Genomic DNA, 23,995 nt, shown 5'->3' with positions numbered 1-23,995 from the left:
TCGATGGGGTGGTGCCGCCAGGGTCAGGTGTGGCGGCGTAGGGCCCGGTTGGCGTGGGCGGTGGCGCGGGCCGCGTCCGCGTCGCCGGACCAACGGCCGTGCCGGTCGCGTTCGTAGGTGATCTCGACGTGCCCGGGGTCGGTGTCGTAGTGGCGGGCCAAGCGTTCGGCCCCGGCGCGGTACGAGCGGGCGCGGCCGATCCCGACGCCGTGCGCGTCCTCGACGAGGTAGTCGGTGCCGTCGCGGATGATCTCGCCGGAGAACCCGTCGTCCTGCCCCTCGGTGGCGCGGCCGGTGACCAGCCCTCGCCCGGGTCGGACGACGTCGACGTGGGTGATGCGCGCCATCTCAGCCCTCCGCATCACGCGGTGACCGGTGCCGCGGCCATAAAGGGGCCGGTAACTATCCCAGCGGGTGACCATCGCCCGGGTGGCCTTCGGGACCAGCACCGAGGTGGCCGGCCCCTCCTTGCCCCCGTGGCGGACGATGTGGGTGCCGCCGGTGGTGAGTAGCCCGGCGTCCAGGAGTTGCCGGACAGTGTCCTGTTCGTAGGCGGGTACCGGGTCGACCGGGGCGCCCTTGCGGGTCTCGCCTGCCTGTCGGAGGAACACCCGCTGGGCCGGGCCGATGAGCACATAGCCGCGGGCGGTCGCGGCCCGGACCACGGACGCGACGAGTTCCGGGTCCTGGGTGGCGACGGTCGGGGTACGCGGGGCCGGGATCGGCACCTGCTTCCCGAACAACGCCCCCTGCGCCGGAGCGGCCGGACGGCGGGCGGGCCGGTGGGTGGGGCTCATCGCAGCCACCACCACTGGAACCGGGCCTCGTGTCCCCACTCGCGGGCCAGCTGCCGAACGGTCCAGCCCTCAGCGAGTACCGCGCCGACGACGATCAACCAGAAGGCGCCGTGCTGGGTGCCGAGGAACCACCACGCGCCGGTGACGATGGCCACGAGCAGTGCGGTGACCTTCAGCCAGGTGACCAGGGCCCATCCGGTCATGTCCAACATCACGCGCTCTCCTCTCCGGCCTCGTCGTCGTCCTCGTCGTCGCTGTAGTAGTTCCGCCGCCGGTCGGGGCCCTGGTCGCGGCCCTGCTCGGTGTCGCGGTGGCTGGTGTCGCGCTGGTCGGCGGCGGGCATGTCGATGACCTCTGCCTCGTCGCCATCGGCGTCGTCCGTGCTGCGGTGGGGTGTGCAGCGCTGGACGAGTTCGTCGATGTCGGAGTCGGTGGTCCAGCCGAAGCGGAACCGGAACGGCGCCCGGGTGACCGGGTCGATCACGAACCCGATGCCCGCGTGGTCGGGGTCGCCGGGGATCTGGTCGGCGAGCGCGCCGCGGTCGCGGGCCCCTTCCCCCAGGGCCATGTCGACGTGCGAGGCGGCGGTGACGCCGAGGCAGATGCGCAGGGTGAACAGCTCGCGGACGTCCACGACGTCCTTGGACGGTTCCTGCACGTAGGCCATCACGCTGTGCGCGGTCGCCCGGGCCTGGGTGAGCACGACCCCGAGCAGCCGCAGCGCCTCCCGCACGGCCGGCCCGTCGCCGTAGGCGGTGAGCATCGCCAACTCGTCGATGATCAGCAGTTCGTAGGGGGTGTCGTAGCTGATCGGGCAGTCCCGCAGCCCTTCAGAGCGCATCCAGACCTGGCGGGCGACCATGGAGTCCCGGAAGTCGGTCAGAAGCTGGAGCGCCTCCGCGGGGGTGGTGGCCCACCGGTGGAACAGCGGCGCGCCGCGTTCGGTCTCCACCCCGCCCTTGAGGTCGATCACCCACGGCCGCACGAGTCCGGCGCGGATCATCGGGCCCATCGCCCGCAGCGGCCCCCACAGCCCGGACCCCTTCCCGGCCCCGGAGCCGCCCACGGTCAGGATGTGCTTGCCCTGCACCCGCAGCAGGAACGCCCGCCCGAACTCGTCATCGCCCACGTCCAGCGCGCACAGGTCGACCTCGTCCACGCTGTCCGGAATCGCCGGGGCGTCCAGGGCGCGGTCGAACGGCATCCGGCGTTCCACGATGACCGTCACCACCCCGGGCTTGGCTCGGGTCACGGCGACCTGGTGGGCACCCAGGGCGTCGGCGAGCGCGGCGGCCCGGTCGACGAACATCGCGGTTTCCTGCCCGCGCACGATCCGCGCCGTCACCACGTCGACGGACGGGGTGATCGCACGGACCCGCACAACCCGCGGGACCAATAGCTGTCCGGAGCGGCGGTGCTCGCGGGTCAGGTCGCACTCGTCCAGCACGTCCCGCCAGCGGCGGCCGCGGTAGGCGGTCCAGCGCCGCCACGTGGAGCGGATCCAGGGGGCGGCCCACCGGTCGAACGAGGCCGGATGCGCCCGCCACCACACCACCACGGCCGCCACCAGCACGGCGGCACCGAGCATGGCGGCGGTCGTGCCCCACACATAGACGGCCCACACCGCGACCGCGGGCGCGATCAGCCATCCGGGGTGGCGCACCAGCCAGGCGAGCACTCGGAACTCGGTGCCGATCGGACGGGCCGAGGTGCGCCCGGACGCCGACCCGCCGCGCCCGCGAGCACTCCTGCTCGTGTTCTTCTTTCCGCGCTTTTCGAACGTAACCATTCCAACTCCCGTAATCAATTTCTGCCTGTTTTGGAGACAGGTTGGGCCGGGACCCATTCCAGGGCCCTTCGCTTTCAGGGGGTTGGCCGGTCAGGTCCCGGCCCGGAGCCTGTCTCTTGCGGGGTGCTCGGTTAGTCGTTCTTGCGCAGCACCGGGCGGGCCGCGTCCAGCATCGTGGTCACCCGGGCCACATCGCGGACCAGGTTGTCGTGGGTCTTCTTGAAAGAACCGCGGCGGATCGGGATACCGCGCATCGCCTCGCCGAGCCGCAGCATCGTCGCGTCCAGCTCTTCGATGAGCCGATCGATGTGGTTCGCCATTCCTCTACCGCCTCCAGTCCTTCGTGATCAACTGCTCCTCGAACGCCTTCGCCTGGCTGGACACGATCCGCAGCGAGAACTTGCTCGCCCGTAGCGCGCCGCGGATCTCCTCCACGCTGGCCAGCTCCCAGTGCCGCTGGTTACGGGCCTTCCACTTCGGGTCATCGGCCCGCTTGGACTCCTTCTGCGCTTCGGCGAGGGCGTCCCCGACGTTCTGCAGCGCCGTCCAGAACTCCGCGAACCGCGCCACCGCGATCCGGTTCGTCCGGCCCTTGTGCCACTGCCGTGCCTTCTGCATCGCTGTTGCCATAGCTCACGCCCCTCCCCGGGACGTTCGTGCTGGTCAAGTACGTGGTGTTCGTGCGGCTGTGCGGGTGTCAGACCCCCCTTCCGGATTGCGACCTGAGCCAGGCGCAGCCCCTCGGCCACCCCCGCCCGCCAGGCCTGCTCGGTCGGGACCTCGTCGACGGCGCGGCCCATCCAGCGGCGCCGCTCGTGCTCGATCCGGCGCACCAGCCGACCGACACCGGTGACGGGCTGGCGGGTCCGCCCCTTGCCGTTGCGGTTGATCGCGGTGGTCACCGTCGACACCCCCCGCAGTGCATCCCCGTGCACCTCTTCACCCCGCCCGCGGTCCCGAGCAGGAGCAGGACCAGGGCGATCCCGGCCAGTGCGGGCCAGTACGTTCCGACCCACCCGGTCGCCGCGTCGACGGCCGCCGAGACTGCCGTGATCAGCGCGGACACCGCGGTCACGACCGCCCATGCCACACCGGCCACCGCGCCCACACCCAGCACACCCGCGCCGATCCACGCCCACACCCAGGTGGCCGGCCACCTCAGCCGCGAGATCCACCGGGCCCGCTGGGGCTGCTCGTCGCGGAGCTGTGCGTTGACCTGCACCTGGCGATCCGGCAGCTCGGTCACGTCACCGACCCCGACCAGTCGCCCGTCGGCTTGTGCACGTTCCAGGGCCGCGTGGACCTGGTCGGGCCAGCCGGTGATCACGTGTGTGCGCACCAGACCCGCCGACCGGTCCTTCACCGCCGTTGCCATCACTCACCCACTCCCATTCCGTCGAACTCGTCGATTCCGCTCGGGTCCAGGCCGTCGACCTCGCCCGTTCCGTCGCACTCCATGCACACGCCGTCTCCGCCGCAGATCTCGCACTCGAACACGGCGTCCGAGTCCATGTCCTCGAACTCCCCGCGCCCATCACACGGCCCGCAGACCCTCGTCCCGGCGCACGTCTCGCACACCATTCCCATTCGCCTCCTGTAGCCTCGTTTTTGGCGTGCGTCTACCTCGCCCCGCATTCCGCGGGAATTCCGTTCTGATTGGTTGCGGGCTAGCTCGGCCCGCGGATTCCTCGTGTCGGCCGGTCGGTTACGCGGCCGACTCCCGTGCCTGCGCCGAGTCCAGGTCGGCGAGCGCGTTGTCGATCGCGTCCCGGAGTCGGATCAGCTCGGGCCGGTCCGCGAACACCGCCACGTAGTCGCGGGCGCCCTCCACTCGCAGGATCGGGCACGGCTGGCCATCCACGGTGAGCAGCTTCGACGCGATCAACGTGGTGGCGTCCGCGTGGACGCTGACCGACACGCCCATCCCGGGCCGGGTGCTCACTTCTCACCCTTCGGGGACGGCACCGGCGCCGGAGCCGGGGCCTGGGCACCCGCCGGGGTCAGGCCGGCCGCCTTGAACGCGATACCAGACGTGACGCGGCCGTTGTCCTTGTTCTCGATCTGGTAGGCGTTGATCCGCGGGTTGATCAGCTTCACCCGCGCGTCCTCCGCGAAGCCCTCGCCCGGGTCGGTCTCCAGGGTCACCCGGATCTCCTCACCCTTCGGCGCCCGCTCACCCGCCCGGACCTGCAACTTCGCGAACAGCGACACCACGAACATCGTCGCGCCCTGCCGGTCAGTCACCACCACGTCCTGCCCGGTCTTGTCGTCCCGCCGCGTCTTCGGCGCCGCCGGCTCCACGATCGTCAACTTGTACTGCTCCAAGATCACCGGAAGGTCCTGCACCTGCTCCTCCTCGTTCCACCTGGTAGGTCTTCTTCGCCCTTAATGAGGGCGTCATAGTCCTATGATGGGGCGAACTCGTCCCCTTGTCAAGGGCGAACTAGTCCTCATGGGGCGAGGTGGTCCGGTGGCCGCGGACCAGGACGTCCTACGATGGTGCAATGGAGATGTCCGAAGTCATCCGGCGACGACGCACCGACCTAGGGCTGTCGCAGAGCGCCCTTGCGCGCGCCGCCGGTGTTGATACACGTCAGATCCGCCGGTACGAGGCCGGCGAGCAACAACCGCTGCTGTCCGTCGCGATCGCCATTGCCGACGCCCTGGGTGTCTCGGTGACCGAGCTAGCCGGTCGCGCTCCGAGCGGCGTCAGCCTCACTGGCGACTGGTGGGCGTCCTGGCAGACGTCGCGCGACGGCATCGAGAGGATCGCGACGCAGCCTGTGTACATGCGCCACGAGGGCGAGATCGTCCATGTCGCAGCCACAGAGCACGGACTCAGCCCAGAGGAAGGCGGTGGCTACCTCTGGACCGGCGAGTTCCGATTCTGGGACAATCAGGTCCTCACCGGTTGGTACGCCGCGAACGAAGGGGCGGTCCGGTCGAAGGGGACGATGTACTTCTTCATGAAGCACGCTCACGGGCTCAGCATGATCGGCCGATGGGTAGGTCTCGGCGCTGACGATCAAGTCATGACCGGCTGGGCAACGATGGGCAAGGCCCGTGAAGACTCCGAGCAGGCCATGGACGAACTGATCGCCGAGCGAGGGACGGCAGCGCCATGACCGAGCTGTGCGAGGTCGTGATCACTGCGCCCGATCCCGCGTGGCTCCGCAGCTTCACACGCGAGCTTGTTGATCAGCGCCTCTGTTCGAGCGTTCACAACTTCGCCCCTGTCCACTCGATCTACCGGTGGCAGGGCGAGGTGCACGAGCGCACCGAGGGGCGCGCCTCCCTGCACACCCGGCGGGCGCTCGTTGCCGAGATCGTCCAGTACGCCAAGGAGCGTCACCCGTACCAGGTGCCCGGCATCAGCGCTCGACCGATCTACGACGGCAATCCTGAGTACCTCGCCTGGATTGCCGCCGAGACCGGTCAGTCGACCTCGCTCGCGGATGCCGACGACTCATGACATCGCACCGCCGCCGCGTGGCCCGTCTCGTCGAGGTGGGCGACCTCAACGAGACGGTGCCTTCTGGCTAGCAGCCCTCGGTGCCCTCGCTCGACCTGCGCCTGCCAGACCCGTCGATCCACGTGCTACTTCACCTCACGGCCCCGGCCCGACTACCGCGTGCCGTCCGATGGATCTTTGCCGAAGAACTCCCGGATCGCCTCGATAGCGGCGCGGATCGCGGCAGGCAGGGCTCGGACGAGCTCCGCGAGCGCACGGACGAGCTCCGCGAAACCGCCGAAGATCGCGTCGAGGATGCCGGCGCGGTGCCGAGACTCCGAGTCCTGGAACAGGATCCACGTAATCATCACCATGGCGACGAGGACCATCGCGGTGATGCCGAACGGGCCGAACAACTGATGGGTGAGACCCAGCTCAACAGGGGACTGAACCTGGGCATGAGGCAGCGTCAGAGCTACCATGGATGCGCTCCTACAGGTTGTAGAGACTTCGTCGGGGCATGACGCACCGTGGGACGGGCCCGAGTCGTTTCTCAGGCGGATCTTGGGTCCGTCTCTCGGTGTTCTGGGGAGTGGCCTCTGCGGCCGAGCAGACCTAGTCCTCGTTGTCCTCCGGGGTCTCCTTGGCCCTCTCCTCAACTTTCTCCAGGAAGTGGGCAACCTCCGGGTCGGGGCCTGCGGGCTGTTCGGGGAGGCCGTACATCCCCCGCTCGGGCCGGGTGATTTGTCCCGCCTTCAGCATCTTCGCGAGCACCGTGCGGACCGTCACTTCAGAGGCGGGGGCCCCGAGGTCCTTCACCGCGTCGACGACGTCGGACATCTTCATCGGCTTACCGGCGTCCGCGAGCGCGCGCTTCACGTAGTCGCGCGTGGTCCTGTTCGCGACGACCAGAACGTTCGCGTCGACCATCACGGTGGTCTTCTTGCGTGGGCCGTCGACGTGTGCCCCGTTGATCCATCCCGCAGCCCGAAGGAGCACATCGATGGCGTCGGTACGCTCCTTGTGTCGCTTCTCTGCGGCGGCGAGGTCGCGGTCCTCGACGTCCCGGCGCCGGAGGAGCTCGCGGATCCACTCGTCCTGATCCTGATCCACGCCGAAGACGGTACTCGGCGGGGTGGCCAGGGAGGGACAACTACAGTTGAGGTGTCCCCCGGCGCGGTGGACGGCAGAACGAGTGCGGCCAGCGGCAACCGGCGGTACGCCTCATGTGACTCAGGCCACAGCTGCAGCTTAGTCTTAACCCGTACATGTGATGTGGGTCACTTAACCCGCTGTGTCTCCGATCACGTATCTCGCGGGATCTGCTGCCCGTCGCCTGTCGCAGCCGGACCCAAGGCGCTACGGGCCTCGATCTGCGGACTGGCCGAGCAGGGCCCCGCCCACAGCGGCCACAGCCTGGGTTCACAGCCTGCTCGTGTTCAGACTTTCCCTGCTTGTTCAAGGCGGCGCCTGCGGCGCCGCGGCCGGGCCTGTGCCCGATGCCGGGCGCCATGCGGCGCCGGGGCGTGCGGCCTCCGGCCGGTCCCCGGCGCCGCGCGCCCGGCAGGAAGAGCGGACCCGGCCGCGGCACCGCGAACAGCTCTGCGCCGCTCGCAGCAAGGGAAGAACAAGAACATGTCCTCGCCGGACGGGCAGGTCTCCGGGATGCCGGGCGGAGTGCGAGCGCGGGGGAGGAGTGGGTGGTTTCGGGGTGTGGCATCCCGTCGACCTCCACGAGGGCTATCACGCCGCGGCCGGAGGGCAAGCCTGGCATCGTGGCCAGGGACAGGGCCGGCTGCGCCGGACACCTGCACGTGGTCGATCTTCGCGGGCAGGTTGTCCTCCGTCCGCGGCGTGATCGGGCTACGCCAGGTCGACGGGATGCCACACCAAGGCCACTCGTTGCGGGACGCTCACGCCGTGGTTGCGAGCATCAGAAGGGCACTACAAGCGATCGCCGACGGTCGTAGCGATCATCACGGACCAGTAGTGTGACCAGGGCAGCAGTACGGACTGCTCCCCGCAGAGCAGGCGTTCAGGGCTGAGTGCTCGGGCTCCGAGCGGACAGCGAGATTTTCGGAACGGCTTTAGTGGTATCCGTACGCGCAGGTGTGGACTGGGACCACCACGCGTGGCTCGCCGTGGCCTGGCGGCACACCCCGTCAGTGGACGGCCAGTACGTGTATGGATGCGGCCTGCGACACCCGACCGCGCTGCGTCAGCCTGTCGTGGCCGCGGGCTAGCCTGAGCCGGTGGAGGACAGCACGGGCATCCCTGAAGACGTCGTTGAGCACGGCGAAGTCTTCACTCGTCGTTGGGTCGTTGAGTTCATCCTCGACCTCTGTGGCTACACAGCCGACCGCGACCTCGTTGCCCTCCGAGCAGTCGAACCGGCCTGCGGTACTGGTGCCTTCCTCGGCCCGATGATTGAGCGGTTGAGCCAGTCGGCCAAGGCTTATGGCTACTCGCTCAACGACGCCGGTGACGCTATACGAGCCTTCGATCTGCTGCCGAAAAACGTTGAGGCGACCCGCAAGATGGCGACCGCCGTGCTTACAGCCGCCGGCTGGGACGAGGCTGAGTCGGAGATGGTGGTGAGCAAGTGGATCGCCACGGGCGACTACTTGCTCCGTCCGGCCGAGCTTGGGTCCGTTGACTTCGTCATCGGCAACCCGCCGTACATCCGCTTGGAAGACGTACCAGAGACTCGTACGTTGCTCTATCGAGCTGCCTGTCAATCCATGACTGGGCGCGCCGACATTTACGTCGGCTTCATAGAGCTCGGTCTTCGCTCGCTTCGCGAAGGCGGAAGGCTGGGTTTCATCGTCGCAGACCGCTGGATGCGCAATCAATACGGCAAGCAGCTGCGAAAGATGATTGGCGACGGCTACAGCGTCGACGTCACCATCCAGATGCACGACGTCAACGCTTTTGAAGAGTCGGTGTCGGCATACCCCGCAGTCTCCGTCATCCGACGAGCTGAGCAGAGGGCAGCTGTCGTTGCCAACACGACGAGCCGCTTCGGTCCAGACGACGCCGTCGCCATCACGGAGTGGGTTCGGGGCGACCGGCGTGAGCCCGTCTTGAACGACCGCTACGAGATCTCTGAATTGCCTCGATGGTTCAGAGGGGAAGATCTTTGGCCCAGTGGCAGCCCGGCTGTCCTGGCCCTCGTCGAGGATCTCAACGAGCGCTTTTACTCGCTGGAAGATCGGACAGTCGGCACAAGGATTGGCATCGGAGTCGCGACTGGTGCTGACGGGGTGTTCGTCACGCGAGACAGCGAGCTCGTGGAGCCTGAGCGCCTGCTTCCGCTATCCATGGCGCAAGACACGACCAGTGGCACGTTGAAGCCCTCAGGACACTATCTGGTCAACCCGTGGGATGAGGGCTCGCTCGTCGATTTGGCCGACTGGCCCCGGCTCCGCCGCTACTTCGAGAGTCAGGACGGGTTGCTCAAGAGGCGTAACGTTGCTCACCGACAACCCAGCCGTTGGTACCGCACCATCGATAAGGTCGATCACAAACTAACTGCCCGAGAAAAGCTCCTATTCCCTGACATGAAGATGACCTCCCACCCGGTCTACGATCCAGGCGGTACATACCCGCACCATAATTTGTACTTTATCGTCTCGGATACCTGGGACCTGAAGGTGCTAGGCGGGTTGCTTCTTTCAAAGGTCGCCGAGATGACCGTCGGCGCCTACTGCGTAAAGATGCGGGGTGGGACGCTGCGGTTTCAGGCGCAGTACCTCCGCCGTATCCGAGTGCCTCGACCAGAGGACGTCTCGGCCAAGGATGCAGATGCCTTGGCGGCCGCATTCGAGAAGCGGGACACCGCTGCTGCAACGGAGGTCGCGATCCGCGTCTACGGCTTGAGCGAGGAGACGGCGTCGTGGCTCAAGAGCACGAACCAGGTCAGGTCGGACTAGCTCAGAAGAGAGAGAGCTTCGCCTGGCCTGTGCGCGGTACCCCGTCATAATGTCGACCGATTGCCGCCGTCAGTCCTGTTAGGAACTGGACGTAGCCGCTGAGCTCAGCGTCAGGTTCGTCCCACGAGAAGTTCGGGGGCGCACTGGTGGCGACTGCCCATGTGCGGTCGTAGTGCTCGTCCTCCACCAGGCGCTGGCACAAGCGCCTGACGCGTTCCACGTATGACCAGCCCTCGAACATTCGGTCTTTAGGAAAGCGCCCACGATCTTGGTTGCCCCGACCGCGCCGAGACTTCTCGTCGTCCTGGATCACGAAGACGTAGCCAATCCACGGATCACCAGGAATCAGGCCAGCCTGCTGTGCCCGCCTGAAATCCAAAGCGTTGCCGAGGGCTTCCTCAGCGCGATTGTTAGCATTGTTGCTATACGATGGCCCCTTCTGAGATTTAAGCTCGATCGCAACAATTGGGACATTGTCACGGTAAACAACCAAGTCCCATTGCTTTGTTGGGCGATAATATCCAGGCAATGTGTAACCGATGGATGCTCCCGCTCGCTTGTTAGGGTCATCGACCGGATACTTATAGAATACCTCTTCTTTGGGCGCGCCAGCTCCGATGCAGATCCTGCCTAGAAGCTGTGCAACGCGGTCGAGATGGCCCCCGGACGTGACGCCAGCCCGGCCGCCTACATCGTTTACCCCGCGTGCCTGCTGTGCTCGTGCTGCCTCGTCCTGGCTTGTCCAGAATGCCAGGAGCGCTGCTGCAACGTCGGCCTCTTGCTCCGGCGTCAACTTATCGGCCTCCTGGTCGCGCCGCTGATCTAGGTCAGAGCGGACCATATGGGGGTGCTGTGATCACTCCTCAGGCAGGGTAGGAAGGCAGCGTTGGCCCTGGTAGGAGGGTTGGTGGAATTGACGAACTGTGTCAAGAGGTCGTGGCGTTGTGTGACGGCAGGCCGCTAAGTGCGCGGACGCGTCATCCCGTTGACCTCCCGGAGGGGCTACCACGTGGCCCCCGCAGATAGAGCTTGACGACGAACGCTAGCGGATACGTCGAGGGCCGCTCACGCGCGTGAGTGCGCTCGGGCTACGCCAGTCGACGGGGACGATACTGGCGGCATCGGGAGCTGCGGAGAGGCAGCAGAGGCCTCACGAGCGCTGGCATGCTCCGTCCCGCCCCAGCACGACCCAGCATGCTGGCCCGACCAGTACATACACGGACGTCGATCTTGTCTCGCAGAGTTGATGGGTCGAGGTAGTCGTCGTAAGATCAGTTCCCACGTTTACCTACCGGGAATGGTCAGTGCCGGCACAGAACGCCAAGAATCTGCCGCAGGCGCCCGCGCAGCTTAGCGGCAATGTCCGGCACCACGCGGCACCGTCCCACGGCACGATCTAGGAATCTGTAGTTCGCAGGTCGTCTTCGAACCACTCTGCAGCCGTTGACGGGATGGCACGCAGGCAGGGCAGGCGCGCCGGCGCCAGCCCTGATGTAACCGGATGTGTGACCAGGACGCCGTACAACCGCTTGGCGTGATGGGTACGAGTGAGACGGCGCTGATTCGGCGGTGAGGTCACGGGGCTTGTCACTGACTATGACGATATGCCTGGATACATCCGGCGCTCGACCCATAATCCAGTGGACGCAAGTCCTCCCCTCACTCAAACGCCCCAAGTATCGCCCCCACAATCGCCTGGACCCCGCTCCAGTCCTGGGTCTCCTGCACGCTCGGGTCCTCCAGGGCGGACCTAACTTTCCTTCGGAACTCCCGCTGGATTCGCTTCTTGTGCACCGCCGAAATCGCGCCTTGGTATCCCTTCTGTCCCTCGATGTAGCCCGTCCATTGTACCGGCACCAGCTCGCCGTCGACGGTCAGCAGCTCGCGCCCAAGATACATTTCCAGACTTCCTGCCTTGCCGTTCACATCCATCAGGACGGAATCCGCGAGTTGGGGCCCCAGAGTCGGATACCGCCTAAGCAGCGGCAGGTCCGGATAATGCAGTACTCGGTAGCCATCCGGCAGGCCCTCACGCTTTAGCTTGGCGAGCGCGTCATGCGCTGCCGTGTCGTTGTCCGCCAACGCCAGTACTCGGTTTGCGATGCCTGCCCCTACGAATGAGTGCACTAGCCTCGCTAAGGCCGCTGCGCTGCCTTCTGCTCCAGCCGCGAAGTCCATTAGGTGCAGCATCCCGACGAGGTGTGGATGTGTCACACGGATCGCATCGCCGAGCAGCAGTGAGTCGCTGGAGCCCTCCGTCAGGATCACAAGGGGAGCATCAGTCGCGATGACATGGCGACGCGCCTCTCGCGCCTGCTCCGTGATCGGAGTACCTGGGGTGAGCAGTTCGTAACTCTGTAGGTCGTCCAGGTTATAGCGGACGGGGAACCTCGCTTCGACGAGGTCGAGGACGAGGCGCAGATGTGTTCGGGGGTCAAGCTCCCACTCAACATCATCAGGAAGCTGGAAGTGTACCCATTCGTCGGTACCGTTGACGTACTCGCGCAGCTCTGCGAGTAGATCGGCTGAACCTCGAACTGGTACTCCCATCGTGTCTGCGCCGGGATTCGGGTGTTGCCCGTGCCATGCCGCCACGGCCGCGTCCAACTCTCGGAGGGCCCGGGCGGCGGTGTACCCATGCAGCTGCAGCCGATCCCGGAGTTCGCCCGCTGTCGAGACGTAGCCGAAGCGCTCGTCGTTGTGCTCCAGCTCGTCCTCGATGAACAGGGCCGCTATGTCCGGTACGTAGCCCTCTCTGCTGCCGAGCATCAAGCGCTGGCCGATCTCTAGGAAGCTGTGCGCGGACATGAGGGCATCTTCCCGTGCCGCATGCCCGGCGCACGGACGCACTCCGCCAAGACCCGCCCGGTGCGTTGGTCATCGGAGCTTCAGGACGAACCTTCAAGGTCCCTGGACGGCGGACTGTCGGATGGGGAGCCGGGTAGAGCCCCCGTGTTTACCCCCACTTTTGGATGGCGGACGTCGGCAGCACGCGCCACACGACGGCGGACATGTCGCGGGGATCGGAGCTGTTCGCGACAGCTAACGTTAGCAACCAGCAGCGACCACGAAAGTGGACCTTGTTTCGCAGGATTCATGGTTCCGCGCGTCGGTCATACGAACGAGCGCATGGTTTGCGGGGACTGAGTTGCAAAAGGAGGATCGTCCTGCGAGGGCTCACGCCAACGAGACTCTCGTAGAGGCCGACAGGCAGTTTCGGTCTGCCGTTGCCAGCAGGCGTTCAAGTCCGGACGAGTAGCCTGTGCGCCAGCTCATGCCGAACTGCGCAGACTGATAGATGGGTGAGGACCCGCAGCGCGTCCCAGCTTAGGTGGTAGGTTATACTGTCGGCGCTAGCTGCGGTCCAGGACGAAGTACTGATCATACGGAATCCGCGATTGGGTTGCAGCTGGATGTCGGTTGGTGTAATGGTCAACACAGCTCCCGCAAGGAGAAGTTTCCGGGTTCGATTCCCGGGCCGACGGAGGGCATACTCTGTGTGCCTTGCGTCGGCGCGAGAATGGACGGCAGCTTGAGCTACGACTCGTTTCAGGCCTGGTCAAGGCATTCTGCCAACAGTCAGGCGATCGATCGTGCGTTCTCCATGGTTGCTCGAGCCGGAAAGCAAGCCATCCGCTCAGGGAATAAGGCGGAGCAAGAAGCGTACACTAGGCTCGCGACTCTTGCGCTTGCTGCCTATATGGAGAGTTCAGTCAACGAGATTGTGTGGTATTATTCGGGCCTGAGGGAGCCGGATCGCTACAGCCTCGGCGCCCTCTCGGTTGAGAACCGCTGGCGAGAGCTTGTGCGATTGGGTTTCGCGAGGCGCAGAGGACTTAGTTCGTCGGGGGTTCCCGAAGCTCTTCAGTTTACTGATCGTGCTAGGTACAACAAAGTTGTTGAAGTGATCGATAAGCGCATAGTCCCTCTTGCTAATGCGCGAAACGCACTGGCACATGGACAGTGGGAATTTGCATTCAAGGTGTCGAGTGTAATCGTTGATGCTGAACGCATGAAGACCATTCGAACCTACTCGCTCTGGCGGTTGACGCTTGAGCGCAACCTACTAAAGCACCTGGTGCGGGTAGTGCATGACTTAGTGGCAACTGTTGCTGCTCACGAACGTGACTTCGACGTTCATGTGCGGAATCTGAATGCAGCTAATGAAAGAATAGTTAAGGGAAGCCGGAGTAAGTGGGAGCGGACAATGATGGCACGCCATCGCCGCCGCCCTTCCGGCGTATCTCCAAGTTGATCCTGCCGGGACGCCCTCGCCGGGCGGGCAGGTCGCCGGGATGGCGGGGCGGGCCATCCCGCCGACCTCCCGAAGGGCTACCACACGTCCACCCACGGGCAAAGTTTCGCGAGGTCTGTCGGCGGTGGCGTCGAGGGCTGCCCGCGGGCGGCCGTGCTGTCGGGCTGCGCCAGGTCGACGAGATGGCACTCGGCAGGCGGGGCGGGCGTCAGGTGCCGCCGATTGTGACCAGATCTGTGACCGCGACGCGGCGGCATTTGTCGGTGCGGCGGGGCACGAGTGAGACGGCCCGGCCGCCGGTCCCGAAGTGGGAGCGCTGCGGTGACCCGCGTGAGACCGTGCGGGACGCCGGACTCCCGACTCATAACCCAGAGGTCGTAGGTTCGAATCCTACCCCCGCTACCAACACCGAGAGGGCCCCTGACCAGCATGGTCAGGGGCCCTCTCGCATGTGCGGCTGATCAGGCGGAGGGTGTTTCCGCCTGATGGCCGCGCTCGTGGTCTCAGGCGCGATCCCCGGTGGGCGCGGAGCGGCCCGCAGTGCGAGCTTCGCGCAGTCGAGCTCGCAGTCACTGATCGTGGCTCGTCGAACCAGGTCCTCGATGTGAGGAGCTGCCCGTCGATCACGATGTTCGCCCGGAACCGGTCGACCGGCACCGGGGCTCTCCCGTTCTGGTGCAACCTCTCGTTCAGCAGGTCCAGGGTCCGGCGAGCGGAGCCGAGACCATCGCCCACATCCGCGAGAACGGCCAGATCGCGGTGATGTTCTGCGCATTCGGCGGCAAGCCGAACATCGTGCGGCTACACGGTCGCGGCAGGGTCGTCCGATCCGATTCTCCCGAGTTCGCCGAGTGGATGTCCCGATTCGACGGCGTGGCAGATTCACCGGCCTGTCGAGCCGTGATCGTCGTCGCTGGCACGCGGGTGAGTGACTCGTCCGGGTTCGGCGTCCCGCTCCTGGAACTCGCGGTGAGCGGCAGATGCTGGTCGGCTACGCCGAGCGCAAGGGTGCGGATGGTGTACAGCAGCCCGGTGGATCAGGATTCCAGGAGCGCGGCGAGGGTGGCGGTGTCCGTCTGCAGGGTGCCGCCGGCGAACTCCAGCGTCTCCAGGGAGCGCTTCGCGGCGTCCTCGTGGCCGTACCCGCAGGCGTCGGTGACGATGATCGGGACGAAGCCGAGGTCGGTGGCGTGCCGTGCGGTCGGCTCGATGCCCACCTCCATCGCGACGCCGACCACCGCGAAGGCCTCGATCGCGCAATCCCGCAGTGCGAACTCCAGCGGTGTGCCGACGAAGGCCGACATCGCGATCTTGTCGAAGACGACGTCGTCCGGGCCTGGTTGCACCTCCGGCACGATCGCGAACTGCGGCGAGTCCCTCGGGAACGGGGACACGATCTGCCGTGGATCGGTCTTGCGCTGCCACGCCATGGCGGTGCGGACGGCGGAGACGCCCGAGGCCGCGACGGGCAGGGACATGTGACGGGTGAAGAACGTGCGTACCCCGGCGCGCCGTGCCGCGGACAGGACGCGAGCGACGTTCGCGGTCACCCGGTCGCCGTGGTCGATCTGCGCCACGATGCCGACCTGCATGTCGTAGACGAGGAGGGCGAGGCGGCTCGGGTCGCACAGTTCGGACAGCTCGGTGCGGATCCGCAGGCCGCGGTGTTCGTGCATGGTCATCTCCGCGGTTCAGGCCGCCGTCGTACGGTCGAGCGGCTCGGCGATGTCCACATCGTCGCGGAACAGCGCCTCGATCGGCAGGGGTACCTGGACCGGGATGAAGGTCCACTCGAGCAGGCCCTCCTTGCCCAGGGGAAGTCGTCGACGTCGCGGGGGCCTCGTCGACACCGACCGCTCGTGGGACGCCGAGCATGAGGCGGGGCACGTGGCGGTCACAGGCGAGTGCGCCGCTGCCCGCCGTTCCTCGGCTTCCTCGGCGCCGCCGCAGTGGAGCGGTCGAGCTGACGCCTCGATGCGTCGACACCCGCGGTGGTCCTCGGGCGACAGCTGGGCTAACGCGGCGCGGGCTTGCGAGCGCGGACGATCGCGGCGGCGGCGTGCTCGTGCACCCTGTGTGTCGCGACGATCTCGATGTCCGTCAGGCCCGCTTCGACCAGCGCTGCGGTGAACTCCGCGCGGGTCAGCGCGCCGGCGACGCAGCCCGTCCACCGGCTCGTGGCGGCGCGAGTCCGGTCGTCGACGTCGGGATCGGCGAGCACGTCCGACACCGCGAACCGGCCGCCCGGCCGCAGCACCCGCGCGGCTTCGCGCAGCACGGCCGGTTTGTCGGCGGCGAGGTTGATCACGCAGTTGGAGATCACGACGTCCACGCCGGCGTCGGGCAGGGGAACGTCCTCCAGGTAGCCGTGCAGGAACTCCACGTTCTCGATACCGGCGGCGGCCGCGTTGGCGCGGGCCAGCGCGAGCATCTCCGGAGTCATGTCCAGGCCGAACACGCGCCCACCGGGCGCGACCCGGCGCGCGGAGATCAGCACGTCGGCGCCCGCCCCCGATCCCAGGTCCAGGACGACCTCGCCGGGCCGCAGCTCGGCCACCGCGGTCGGCACCCCGCAGCCGAGCGACGCGGCCACCGCCGCCTCGGGTGAGCCGGCGGCCTCACCCGGCTCGTAGAGCTGCGCGCCGAACGCCACGTCCACCGGCCCGGAGCCGCCACCACCAGGCCCGCAGCACCCGGCCGCGACCTCCGCGGCCCGCGCCGGCTCGGGCTCGCTCCCGGCCGCTCTGGTCGCGGCCTCGGCGTAGCGAGCACGCACCTCCGATCGCACTCGATCCACGGCGTCGGCGTGCTCCTGGTCCGGATGTCTCATCGCTCGGCCCGCCTGTATCGACAATTGTCGAGACAGAGGTTGCGCCGCTGAATCGAAGACTGTCAAGGTAGACAGGTGTCGAAGCAGCGGCTGATCGAGCTCGCGCAGTTGTCCTCGGTGGTCGGCTGCGGGGCGCCGCTGGTGCGGGAGCCGATCCCGGCCGAGCAGGCGGTGGTGCTGTCGCGGGCGTTCAGGGCGCTCGGTGATCCGGTGCGGTTGCGCCTGGTCTCGCTGATCGCCTCGCACGATGGCGGCGAGGCGTGCGTCTGCGACCTGACCGCGGGCTTCGACCTGTCCGGGCCGACGATCTCGCACCACCTCAAGGTGCTCCGCGAAGCCGGGCTGATCACCGGTGAGCGGCGCGGCACCTGGGTGTACTACCGCGTCGAGCCGGCCGCGCTGGCCCGGCTGTCGACGGTGCTGGCGATCGAGCCGGGCGTCCGCGCGTGACCAGGACGAATCCCGTGGAGGCGGCCCCGGTCGCGGCGCGGCTGTCGACGCTGGACCGGTTCTTGCCGGTGTGGATCATCGCCGCGATGGCCCTCGGCCTGGCCGCGGGCCGGCTGGTGCCCGGGCTCGGGTCTGCGCTCGACGCCGTCGCCGTGCAGGGCGTCTCGCTTCCGATCGCGCTCGGCCTGCTCGTGATGATGTACCCGGTGCTGGCGAAGGTCCGCTACGACCGCCTCGACAGCGTCACCGCCGACCGCCGGCTCCTGGTCATCTCACTGGTGCTGAACTGGGTGCTCGGACCCGCGCTCATGTTCGCGTTGGCCTGGCTGCTGCTGCCCGACCTCCCCGAGTACCGCACCGGACTGATCATCGTCGGGTTGGCGCGCTGCATCGCCATGGTCATCATCTGGAACGACCTCGCCTGCGGCGACCGGGAAGCCGCCGCGGTACTGGTCGCACTGAACTCGGTGTTCCAGGTGATCGCGTTCGCCGCGCTCGGCTGGTTCTACCTCGACCTGCTGCCCGGCTGGCTCGGCCTGCCCCAGGCCACGCTCGACGTGTCCCCGTGGGCGATCGCCGCCTCGGTGCTGGTGTTCCTCGGTGTTCCGCTGGTCGCGGGCTACCTCTCGCGCCTGCTCGGGGAGCGCACCAACGGACGGGCCTGGTACGAGGCGCGGTTCCTGCCCCGGGTCGGGCCGCTCGCCCTCTACGGGCTGCTGTTCACCATCGTCGTCCTGTTCGCCCTGCAAGGCGACGCCATCACCTCCCAGCCGCTGGACGTCGCCCGCATCGCGCTGCCGCTGCTGGCCTACTTCGCGGTCATGTGGCTGGGCTCGCTCGCTCTCGCCCGGGCCGTCGGGCTCGGCTACGAACGCGCCGCGACGCTCGCGTTCACCGCGGCCGGCAACAACTTCGAACTCGCCATCGCCGTCGCCATCGCGACCTTCGGCGTCACGTCCGGGCAGGCGCTGGCCGGCGTCGTCGGGCCGCTGATCGAGGTCCCGGTGCTCGTCGCGCTCGTCTACGTCTCGCTCGCCCTGCGCCGGCGCTGGTGGCGCGCCACTGCAGCCCGATGACTGCCCTGTCCGCAGGCCCCGAGGGCCCCGGGTCCTCGCCGACATCGCCGTGCTCGAGCGTACGGCGACCGACCTCGCCGAAGGAGCGATCGTGTCCCCAGTCCCCGAGGTCCTGTTCGTCTGCGTGCACAACGCCGGCCGTTCGCAGATGGCCGCCGCCCTGCTCGATCACCACGCCCAGGGGCGGGTGCACGTCCGCTCCGCCGGATCCGTCCCCGCCGACCAGATCAACCCGGCCGTTCACGAGGTGATGGCGGAAGTCGGCCTGGACCTGTCCAAGGAGTTCCCCAAGCCGCTCACCGACGACGTGGTCCGCGCCGCCGACGTCGTGATCAGCATGGGCTGTGGTGACGCCTGCCCCGTCTACCCGGGTAAGCGGTACCTGGACTGGGAGCTGACCGACCCGGCAGGCAAGACCGCCGACGAGATCCGCCCCATCCGCGACGAGATCGACGCCCGGGTCACGGCGCTCCTCGCAGAGATCACGACTCCGGCACGGTCGGAGAGCCCGGCACGCTGACTGTCGAGGGCGAACCGCCGTCGATGGCCAGCGGAAGGGACTCGTCCGTACCCCCGAGCACGGACGAGTCCCGGGCACAGTGCCGGGCACGGCGGGCGCCGCCGGCCGCGCGGCTGCCGGGCGGGTCAGTCGAGGGACAGCCCCGCGGCCGGGGGCACCCGGGCGGCCCGGCGGGCCGGGAGCACACTGGCGAGCAGTCCGGCCAGCGCGGCGAGGAGGACGACGACGCCGAGCTGCGGCCACGGGACCTGCAGGGGGACCTCGGCCAGCGCCCGCTCCACGAACGTCTCGTAGCCGACCCAGCCGAACCCGATGCCGATCACGCTGCCGAGCAGGGTGGCCACCACCGACAGGAGCATCGCCTCGGCCGCGAGCATCCGCCGCAGCTGCCTGCGGGTGAGCCCGAGCGCGCGCAGCAGGGCGTGTTCGCGGGCGCGTTCGAGCACGGACAGCCCGAGGGTGTTCGCGATCCCGATCACGGCGATCACCACGGAGATGCCGAGCAGGCCGAGCACCGACAGCGTGAGGACCCCCAGCAGCCCCTCCTCCGCCGCCCGGGCCTGCAGCTGGTCGTCGACCGTCGCCCCGGCGGGCTCCGCCAGCTCGTCCATGGCGCCGACGAGCTGCAGCGAGTCGGTGCCGGAGGTGGCGCGGACCCAGATGGCGAGCGGCTGCGGGGAGTCGGTGAGCCGTGCCAGGGTCTCGGTCGCGACCACGCCGGCTGGACCCCATCCGGAGGCCTGGTGCAGCTCGTGGGTCGACGGCACGCCGACGACGACCTGCAGCCGTGCCTCCCGGTCGCCGACGCGCACCGTGACTTCATCACCGGTCCCGATGTCGATCGGGTTGCGGACCGGGTCGTCGGTCAACGATCCGGGATCGATCCTGATCTCGCCTGGTCGGAGGTGGGCGAACGTCCCGCCGTCGCGGGCGACCTGCCCCGCGGCGGGCGTGGTGAGGAGCGGGATGGGCTCGGCGAGCCCGGACACCCGGGCCACGACGCCGTCGACCGGCACGGCCTGCTCGACCCCGGGGGTGCGACGGACCCGGTCGAGCAGGTCGGAGCCGAGCGGCGTCCCCGACGAGGTGAGCGCGACGTCGATGGGGTGCTCCACGCCGCGTTCGGCGTCCGAGGCGGCACGCGTGGTGGCCGATCCGGTGAGCACGGCGGTCGTCAGGGTGACGCAGACCAGTACCGAGGCGGTGGTGGCGGCGGTCCGCCGGGGGTTGCGCACGGCGTTCTGGGTCGCCAGTCGCCCGGCGAGGCCGAGCGGCGCCCCGGCGACCCGGATCAGGCGGGGCACGAGCACCGGCCCGACGAGAAGGACACCGGCCGACACCGCGGCTCCGCCGGCCAGCATCAGCACTGTGTTGTCCTGGGCCATCGCCGTCCCGAGCAGGACCGGCCCGGCGACCAGCCCGAGCGCGGCGAGCGCCAGCCGCGTCCGGCCGGCGGCCGTGCGGACGTCGAGCGCGACGTCCGTGCTCCCGCCCACCCGCAGCGCCGCCAGCGGGCTCACCCGGACCACGCGCCGGGCCGGCAACCAGGAGGCGACGAGGGTGACCAGCAGACCGAGGGCGAACCCGCCGAGCAGCCAGGGCCAGAACGCGGTCGGCTCCGGGGCGCTCGCCGACATCACGGGCGCACGGGTGTTGACGACGCCGCTGCGGGCGGTGGGCACGACGGCGTTGATCAGGGCGATCACGCCGTAGCCGAGACCGACGCCGACCAGAACGCCGGCCAGTGACGCGAGCACCCCGACGGCGGCCGCCTCCCGGCGTACCGAGCCCACCACCTGCCGCCGGGTCGCGCCGACGCAGCGCAGCAGGGCGAAGTCGCGCATCCGCTGCGCGAACAGGATGGAGAAGGTGTTGGCGATGACCAGGACCGAGACGACGACGGCGATGGCGGCGAACAACAGCGGCATCAACGACCACGTGTCCACCGCGTCGCGCAACTTGGCCTCCCGCTCGGTCACGAACTCCTCTGGCGACTGCACCTTCGCGCCTCCTGGGAGTGGACCCAGGATGTCCCCGCGCACCGCCACCGAGCCCAGGTGCAGGTCGTCGCGCCACCGGAGCAGCTGCGGCCAGGTGACGTACACCGAGGCCATGGCGCCCGGCGCGGGCGACTCCACCACGCCGACCACTTCCACGTCGGTCGCGCCTGAGCCCTCGCCGATCCGGATCCGGTCGCCGATCCCGATCTTCTCGGCCTGGGCGAACCAGTCGTGCAGCACCGCCTCGCCCTCGGCCGCCGGGAAGCGGCCCGTCACGAGCTGCTGCCAGCGCAGCTCGGGAGACCGGGCGATCGGCGCCACCATCACCCTGGAGAGCGGCCGGCCGTCCACCTGCGCCGGCGGGCTGCCCCGGCCGATCGCGGCGGCGTTCTCGCCGTGTCGCTCGGTGAACGCGATCACCTCGTCCAGGTCCATCTGGGACCCGGGCCAGATCGCCGGCGAAACCACGTGGTCGGCGCCGCGGTACGGCGACCCGGTGCCGTCCGTGAGCCCGCTCCTGGCCCCGGCGGTGAGCACGCCGATCACGACGACGAAGGCGACCGAGGCGGTCACCGCGATCGCCGCGGCGACGTAGCGGCGGGCGTGGATGCGCAGCGAGGCGCGGAAGACGGTGCGCATCAGGCGATGCGCCCGTCGGCCATGGTGACCACGGTGTCGGCGTAGGTGGCGGCGTCGCGGTCGTGGGTGACCATCACGACGGTCTGGCCGAGCTCGCGCACCGAGCGGCGCAGGTGCTCGAGCACCTCCGCCGAGGTGGTGGAGTCCGGGTTCCCGGTGGGCTCGTCGGCGAACAGCAGGTCCGGGCCGGTGATCAGGGCGCGGGCGATCGCGACCCGCTGCTGCTGGTCGCCGGACAGCTGGGCGGGGCGGTGGTCGAGCCGGTCGGCCACCCCGAGGGTCTCGGCCAGGGTTTCCCGGGTGGCCGGCTGGGTGGTGGTCACTGCTGCATCCTCGGATCACGTGTGGGGTCGGCGTACAGGCGCGCGCAACCGCGATCGACGGCGTCGGGGCGTAGCTCGTAGTGCCACGGTTCGTTGCGGTAGATCTGGCACAACCCGTACGCGGCCCCGTGCCCGGACAGCCACGTCGCGGCGGCGGTGGGCCCGATGTCGACCGCGTCCCCCGCCACGTGCGGAGACGTGTCGGGCGTGGCCACCCATCGGGCGGCTTCCTTCTTCGAGCCGTACTTCGCGATCGCCTCGTCGAGGAGGTGCCCTTGGTACTCGGGGGATCGCCAACCGCTGTTGACGACGAACTCGACCCGGTCGTCCGCGGCATCGGTTGCCGCCCGGCGGAGGGCCGTGCGGAGACCCGGGTCGAGGTTGGCCACGGCCGGGATGTCGTCGTCGAAGACCGTCACGCCGTCGGGGACGGCACCGTCGGCCTCGCCGAGTGCACCACGGTCACCGGGACGAACGTCGTCGCCTGCTGAGGGGGGACGCCGCCGCACGTCGTCCGCGTGCGGGGGAGACGCTGCCGGCGCCGTTGCGGGAACGGATCGCGCGGGTGCCGCCCACGGGGACGAGGACGTGACCGTCCGGTAGCCGAACGCTCCGATCACCGCGGCGATGACCACGGCGGCGGCGATGAGGATCGTCAATCGTGGAGAGCGGGCTGCTCCGGCCGAGGGAGCGCGGTGGCGCGACGGAGCGCGCGTGTGCCGGTCGTCGAGGACGAGCGCCGCCCGGCCGCGGCCGACCGCGATGGGTTGTGTCGGGAAGCGATCGTCGAATGCAGCGTGGGCCGCTCCGGCCGGCACAGGTCCGCGGTAGGTCACTCCTCCAGGGAAGGCGGCGTGGTGTTGCCGGGGCGTATCCGGTTTTCGATATGCCTGCGATATACCCCGGCTCGTAGCATCGAGATCTTGTGCGGGTGTTGATCGTCGAGGACGAGCCCTACCTGGCCGAGGCCATCCGCGATGGCCTGCGCCTGGAAGCGATCGCGGCCGACATCGCCGGTGACGGTGACACCGCTCTGGAACTGCTGAGCATCAACACCTACGACATCGCCGTCCTCGACCGGGACATCCCCGGGCCCTCCGGTGACGAGGTCGCCGAACGCATCGTCGCCTCCGGCAGCGGCATGCCCATCCTCATGCTCACGGCAGCCGACCGGCTCGACGACAAGGCCTCCGGGTTCGGGCTCGGCGCCGACGACTACCTCACGAAGCCGTTCGACCTCCGTGAGCTCGTGCTCCGGCTCCGGGCACTCGACCGCAGGCGCGCCCACAACAGGCCACCCGTGCGGGAGATCGCCGGTCTGCGTCTGGACCCGTTCCGCCGCGAGGTGTACCGCGACGGCCGCTACGTCCCGCTCACCCGCAAACAGTTCGCCGTGCTCGAAGTCCTCGTCGCGGCCGACGGCGGTGTCGTCAGCGCCGAGGAACTCCTGGAGCGGGCGTGGGACGAGAACGCCGACCCGTTCACCAACGCCGTGCGCATCACCGTCTCGGCACTGCGCAAACGGCTCGGCGAACCCGGGATCATCGCCACCGTGCCCGGCGCCGGCTACCGCATCGAGACGGCCCTCGGCGCCGGGGCGTGACGGAGGAGACCGTGGACAGGCGGCCGGGGCTGAGCGTTCGGCTCAAACTCACCCTCAGCTACGCCGGGTTCCTCGCGCTCGCCGGTGCCCTGCTGCTCGCGGCCGTGTGGGTGTTCCTCCTGCCCGACGCACCCGGACCGAGGCTCGACTCCCTCGAGAACCTGGTCTCCAACGTGCTCCTGCTCCGGGGTCGTGGGCCGCTGGTCTTCGCCCCGGCGGCCGTCGTCGTGATGGCGTTCCTGCTGGTGTTCGGCCTCGTCGGAGGGTGGATCCTCGCCGGCCGCATGCTCGCCCCACTGACCCGCATCACCGCCGCCACCCGCACCGCCG

The 23,995-nt window shown here is 68.6% G+C and carries 26 protein-coding genes, 1 tRNA gene and 2 pseudogenes; 10 read left to right on the top strand and 19 right to left on the bottom strand.

From position 1 onward, the window contains the following. Positions 1-23 precede the first annotated feature (23 nt). The 9 genes from ABEA81_RS37385 to ABEA81_RS37345 all read right to left on the bottom strand — a co-directional run bounded on the left by ABEA81_RS37385 (position 24) and on the right by ABEA81_RS37345 (position 4,932). A complete protein-coding gene (locus ABEA81_RS37385) occupies positions 24-797 on the bottom strand; it encodes a hypothetical protein (RefSeq protein ID WP_345611972.1) in 774 nt (257 codons plus the stop codon). Next, complete coding sequence (locus tag ABEA81_RS37380) at positions 794-1,012, bottom strand: hypothetical protein (RefSeq protein ID WP_425570824.1); 219 nt, start codon at positions 1,010-1,012, stop codon at positions 794-796. The genes ABEA81_RS37385 and ABEA81_RS37380 overlap by 4 nt, the downstream gene beginning before the upstream one ends. Further along, a complete protein-coding gene (locus ABEA81_RS37375; RefSeq protein ID WP_345611970.1) occupies positions 1,009-2,586 on the bottom strand; it encodes a cell division protein FtsK in 1,578 nt (525 codons plus the stop codon). The genes ABEA81_RS37380 and ABEA81_RS37375 overlap by 4 nt, the downstream gene beginning before the upstream one ends. A gap of 131 nt (positions 2,587-2,717) precedes the next feature. Beyond that, on the bottom strand, positions 2,718-2,906 hold the full coding sequence (locus ABEA81_RS37370; RefSeq protein WP_075950704.1) for a hypothetical protein: 189 nt from the start codon (positions 2,904-2,906) through the stop codon (positions 2,718-2,720). A gap of 4 nt (positions 2,907-2,910) precedes the next feature. Beyond that, positions 2,911-3,204, bottom strand: coding sequence for a hypothetical protein (locus ABEA81_RS37365; protein ID WP_345611967.1), 294 nt, complete (start codon positions 3,202-3,204; stop codon positions 2,911-2,913). 280 nt (positions 3,205-3,484) lie between these two features. Further along, positions 3,485-3,961: a hypothetical protein gene (locus ABEA81_RS37360; protein WP_345611966.1), complete on the bottom strand. Its 477-nt coding sequence runs from the start codon at positions 3,959-3,961 to the stop codon at positions 3,485-3,487. Continuing rightward, a complete protein-coding gene (locus tag ABEA81_RS37355; protein WP_345611964.1) occupies positions 3,961-4,098 on the bottom strand; it encodes a hypothetical protein in 138 nt (45 codons plus the stop codon). The genes ABEA81_RS37360 and ABEA81_RS37355 overlap by 1 nt, the downstream gene beginning before the upstream one ends. Positions 4,099-4,291: 193 nt before the next feature. Continuing rightward, positions 4,292-4,528, bottom strand: a complete 237-nt coding sequence (locus ABEA81_RS37350) for a hypothetical protein (RefSeq protein ID WP_345611962.1) — start codon at positions 4,526-4,528, stop codon at positions 4,292-4,294. Continuing rightward, entirely contained in the window at positions 4,525-4,932 is a 408-nt protein-coding gene (locus ABEA81_RS37345; RefSeq protein WP_345611960.1) for a hypothetical protein, read from the bottom strand. Before ABEA81_RS37345 ends, ABEA81_RS37350 begins: the two co-directional genes overlap by 4 nt. 158 nt (positions 4,933-5,090) lie before the next feature. Here ABEA81_RS37345 and ABEA81_RS37340 point away from each other — a divergent pair, with 158 nt between their 5' ends. Together ABEA81_RS37340 and cutA are read left to right on the top strand one after the other, a co-directional pair. Further along, positions 5,091-5,711, top strand: coding sequence for a helix-turn-helix transcriptional regulator (locus tag ABEA81_RS37340; protein WP_345611959.1), 621 nt, complete (start codon positions 5,091-5,093; stop codon positions 5,709-5,711). After that, positions 5,708-6,058: a divalent-cation tolerance protein CutA gene (gene cutA, locus ABEA81_RS37335; protein WP_345611958.1), complete on the top strand. Its 351-nt coding sequence runs from the start codon at positions 5,708-5,710 to the stop codon at positions 6,056-6,058. Before ABEA81_RS37340 ends, cutA begins: the two co-directional genes overlap by 4 nt. A gap of 152 nt (positions 6,059-6,210) precedes the next feature. On the opposite strand, the gene ABEA81_RS37330 is transcribed toward cutA, so the two are convergent. Beyond that, positions 6,211-6,519, bottom strand: coding sequence for a hypothetical protein (locus ABEA81_RS37330; RefSeq protein WP_345611956.1), 309 nt, complete (start codon positions 6,517-6,519; stop codon positions 6,211-6,213). Positions 6,520-6,652: 133 nt separating this feature from the next. After that, entirely contained in the window at positions 6,653-7,150 is a 498-nt protein-coding gene (locus ABEA81_RS37325; RefSeq protein ID WP_345611955.1) for a hypothetical protein, read from the bottom strand. 1,139 nt (positions 7,151-8,289) lie between these two features. On the opposite strand from ABEA81_RS37325, the gene ABEA81_RS37320 reads away from it, so the two are divergent. Continuing rightward, a complete protein-coding gene (locus tag ABEA81_RS37320; RefSeq protein ID WP_345611953.1) occupies positions 8,290-9,969 on the top strand; it encodes an Eco57I restriction-modification methylase domain-containing protein in 1,680 nt (559 codons plus the stop codon). Position 9,970: 1 nt separating this feature from the next. Here ABEA81_RS37320 and ABEA81_RS37315 read toward each other — a convergent pair whose 3' ends face one another. Next, positions 9,971-10,810 (bottom strand): PaeR7I family type II restriction endonuclease, encoded by an 840-nt coding sequence (locus ABEA81_RS37315; RefSeq protein WP_345611952.1) that lies wholly within the window; start codon positions 10,808-10,810, stop codon positions 9,971-9,973. Between the two features lie 818 nt (positions 10,811-11,628). Next, the gene (locus ABEA81_RS37310) at positions 11,629-12,777 is read right to left on the bottom strand and encodes a hypothetical protein (RefSeq protein ID WP_345611951.1); all 1,149 of its coding nucleotides are present in this window, start codon (positions 12,775-12,777) and stop codon (positions 11,629-11,631) included. A 606-nt stretch (positions 12,778-13,383) separates the two neighbouring features. Between ABEA81_RS37310 and ABEA81_RS37305 the strand changes: the two genes are divergently transcribed. Then, positions 13,384-13,454: transfer RNA gene (locus ABEA81_RS37305), tRNA-Cys, on the top strand. Positions 13,455-13,501: 47 nt separating this feature from the next. Continuing rightward, positions 13,502-14,224 carry a hypothetical protein gene (locus ABEA81_RS37300; RefSeq protein ID WP_345611949.1) on the top strand — a complete coding sequence of 241 codons (723 nt, stop codon included), beginning with the start codon at positions 13,502-13,504 and terminating at the stop codon, positions 14,222-14,224. Positions 14,225-15,261: 1,037 nt separating this feature from the next. Here ABEA81_RS37300 and ABEA81_RS37295 read toward each other — a convergent pair. The 3 genes from ABEA81_RS37295 to arsM form a co-directional block, all read right to left on the bottom strand. Next, a complete protein-coding gene (locus ABEA81_RS37295) occupies positions 15,262-15,900 on the bottom strand; it encodes a cysteine hydrolase family protein (RefSeq protein ID WP_345611948.1) in 639 nt (212 codons plus the stop codon). A 15-nt stretch (positions 15,901-15,915) separates the two neighbouring features. After that, complete coding sequence (locus ABEA81_RS37290; RefSeq protein ID WP_345611947.1) at positions 15,916-16,074, bottom strand: hypothetical protein; 159 nt, start codon at positions 16,072-16,074, stop codon at positions 15,916-15,918. Positions 16,075-16,238: 164 nt separating this feature from the next. Beyond that, a complete protein-coding gene (arsM, locus tag ABEA81_RS37285; protein ID WP_345611945.1) occupies positions 16,239-17,021 on the bottom strand; it encodes an arsenite methyltransferase in 783 nt (260 codons plus the stop codon). A 108-nt stretch (positions 17,022-17,129) separates the two neighbouring features. Between arsM and ABEA81_RS37280 the strand changes: the two genes are divergently transcribed. The 3 genes from ABEA81_RS37280 to ABEA81_RS37270 all read left to right on the top strand — a co-directional run bounded on the left by ABEA81_RS37280 (position 17,130) and on the right by ABEA81_RS37270 (position 19,100). Then, a complete protein-coding gene (locus tag ABEA81_RS37280) occupies positions 17,130-17,504 on the top strand; it encodes an ArsR/SmtB family transcription factor (protein WP_345611943.1) in 375 nt (124 codons plus the stop codon). Next, on the top strand, positions 17,501-18,580 hold the full coding sequence (gene arsB, locus ABEA81_RS37275; RefSeq protein ID WP_345611942.1) for an ACR3 family arsenite efflux transporter: 1,080 nt from the start codon (positions 17,501-17,503) through the stop codon (positions 18,578-18,580). The genes ABEA81_RS37280 and arsB overlap by 4 nt, the downstream gene beginning before the upstream one ends. Before the next feature lie 91 nt (positions 18,581-18,671). Then, the gene (locus ABEA81_RS37270) at positions 18,672-19,100 is read left to right on the top strand and encodes an arsenate reductase ArsC (RefSeq protein ID WP_345611941.1); all 429 of its coding nucleotides are present in this window, start codon (positions 18,672-18,674) and stop codon (positions 19,098-19,100) included. A gap of 125 nt (positions 19,101-19,225) precedes the next feature. Here the strand turns inward: ABEA81_RS37270 and ABEA81_RS37265 are convergent, their stop codons facing one another. From ABEA81_RS37265 to ABEA81_RS37255, 3 genes and pseudogenes are all read right to left on the bottom strand, one after another. Then, positions 19,226-21,739: an ABC transporter permease gene (locus ABEA81_RS37265; protein ID WP_345611939.1), complete on the bottom strand. Its 2,514-nt coding sequence runs from the start codon at positions 21,737-21,739 to the stop codon at positions 19,226-19,228. Continuing rightward, positions 21,739-22,035, bottom strand: a pseudogene (locus ABEA81_RS37260) (ABC transporter ATP-binding protein); the annotation flags it as partial. The pseudogene ABEA81_RS37260 and the gene ABEA81_RS37265, both read right to left, overlap by 1 nt. Positions 22,036-22,058: 23 nt before the next feature. Next, positions 22,059-22,721 (bottom strand): M15 family metallopeptidase, encoded by a 663-nt coding sequence (locus ABEA81_RS37255; RefSeq protein WP_345611937.1) that lies wholly within the window; start codon positions 22,719-22,721, stop codon positions 22,059-22,061. Between the two features lie 266 nt (positions 22,722-22,987). Between ABEA81_RS37255 and vanR-Sc the strand changes: the two genes are divergently transcribed. Together vanR-Sc and ABEA81_RS37245 are read left to right on the top strand one after the other, a co-directional pair. Further along, positions 22,988-23,665 (top strand): VanSc-type vancomycin resistance response regulator transcription factor VanR, encoded by a 678-nt coding sequence (gene vanR-Sc, locus ABEA81_RS37250; RefSeq protein WP_345611936.1) that lies wholly within the window; start codon positions 22,988-22,990, stop codon positions 23,663-23,665. An 11-nt stretch (positions 23,666-23,676) separates the two neighbouring features. Beyond that, positions 23,677-23,995, top strand: a pseudogene (locus ABEA81_RS37245) (sensor histidine kinase); the annotation flags it as partial.

This window comes from Pseudonocardia adelaidensis (genome assembly GCF_039543345.1).
Classification (GTDB): domain Bacteria; phylum Actinomycetota; class Actinomycetes; order Mycobacteriales; family Pseudonocardiaceae; genus Pseudonocardia; species Pseudonocardia adelaidensis.
The sequence above is the reverse complement of the archived record's forward strand: the minus strand, read 5'-3'. Positions and strand labels throughout refer to the sequence as shown.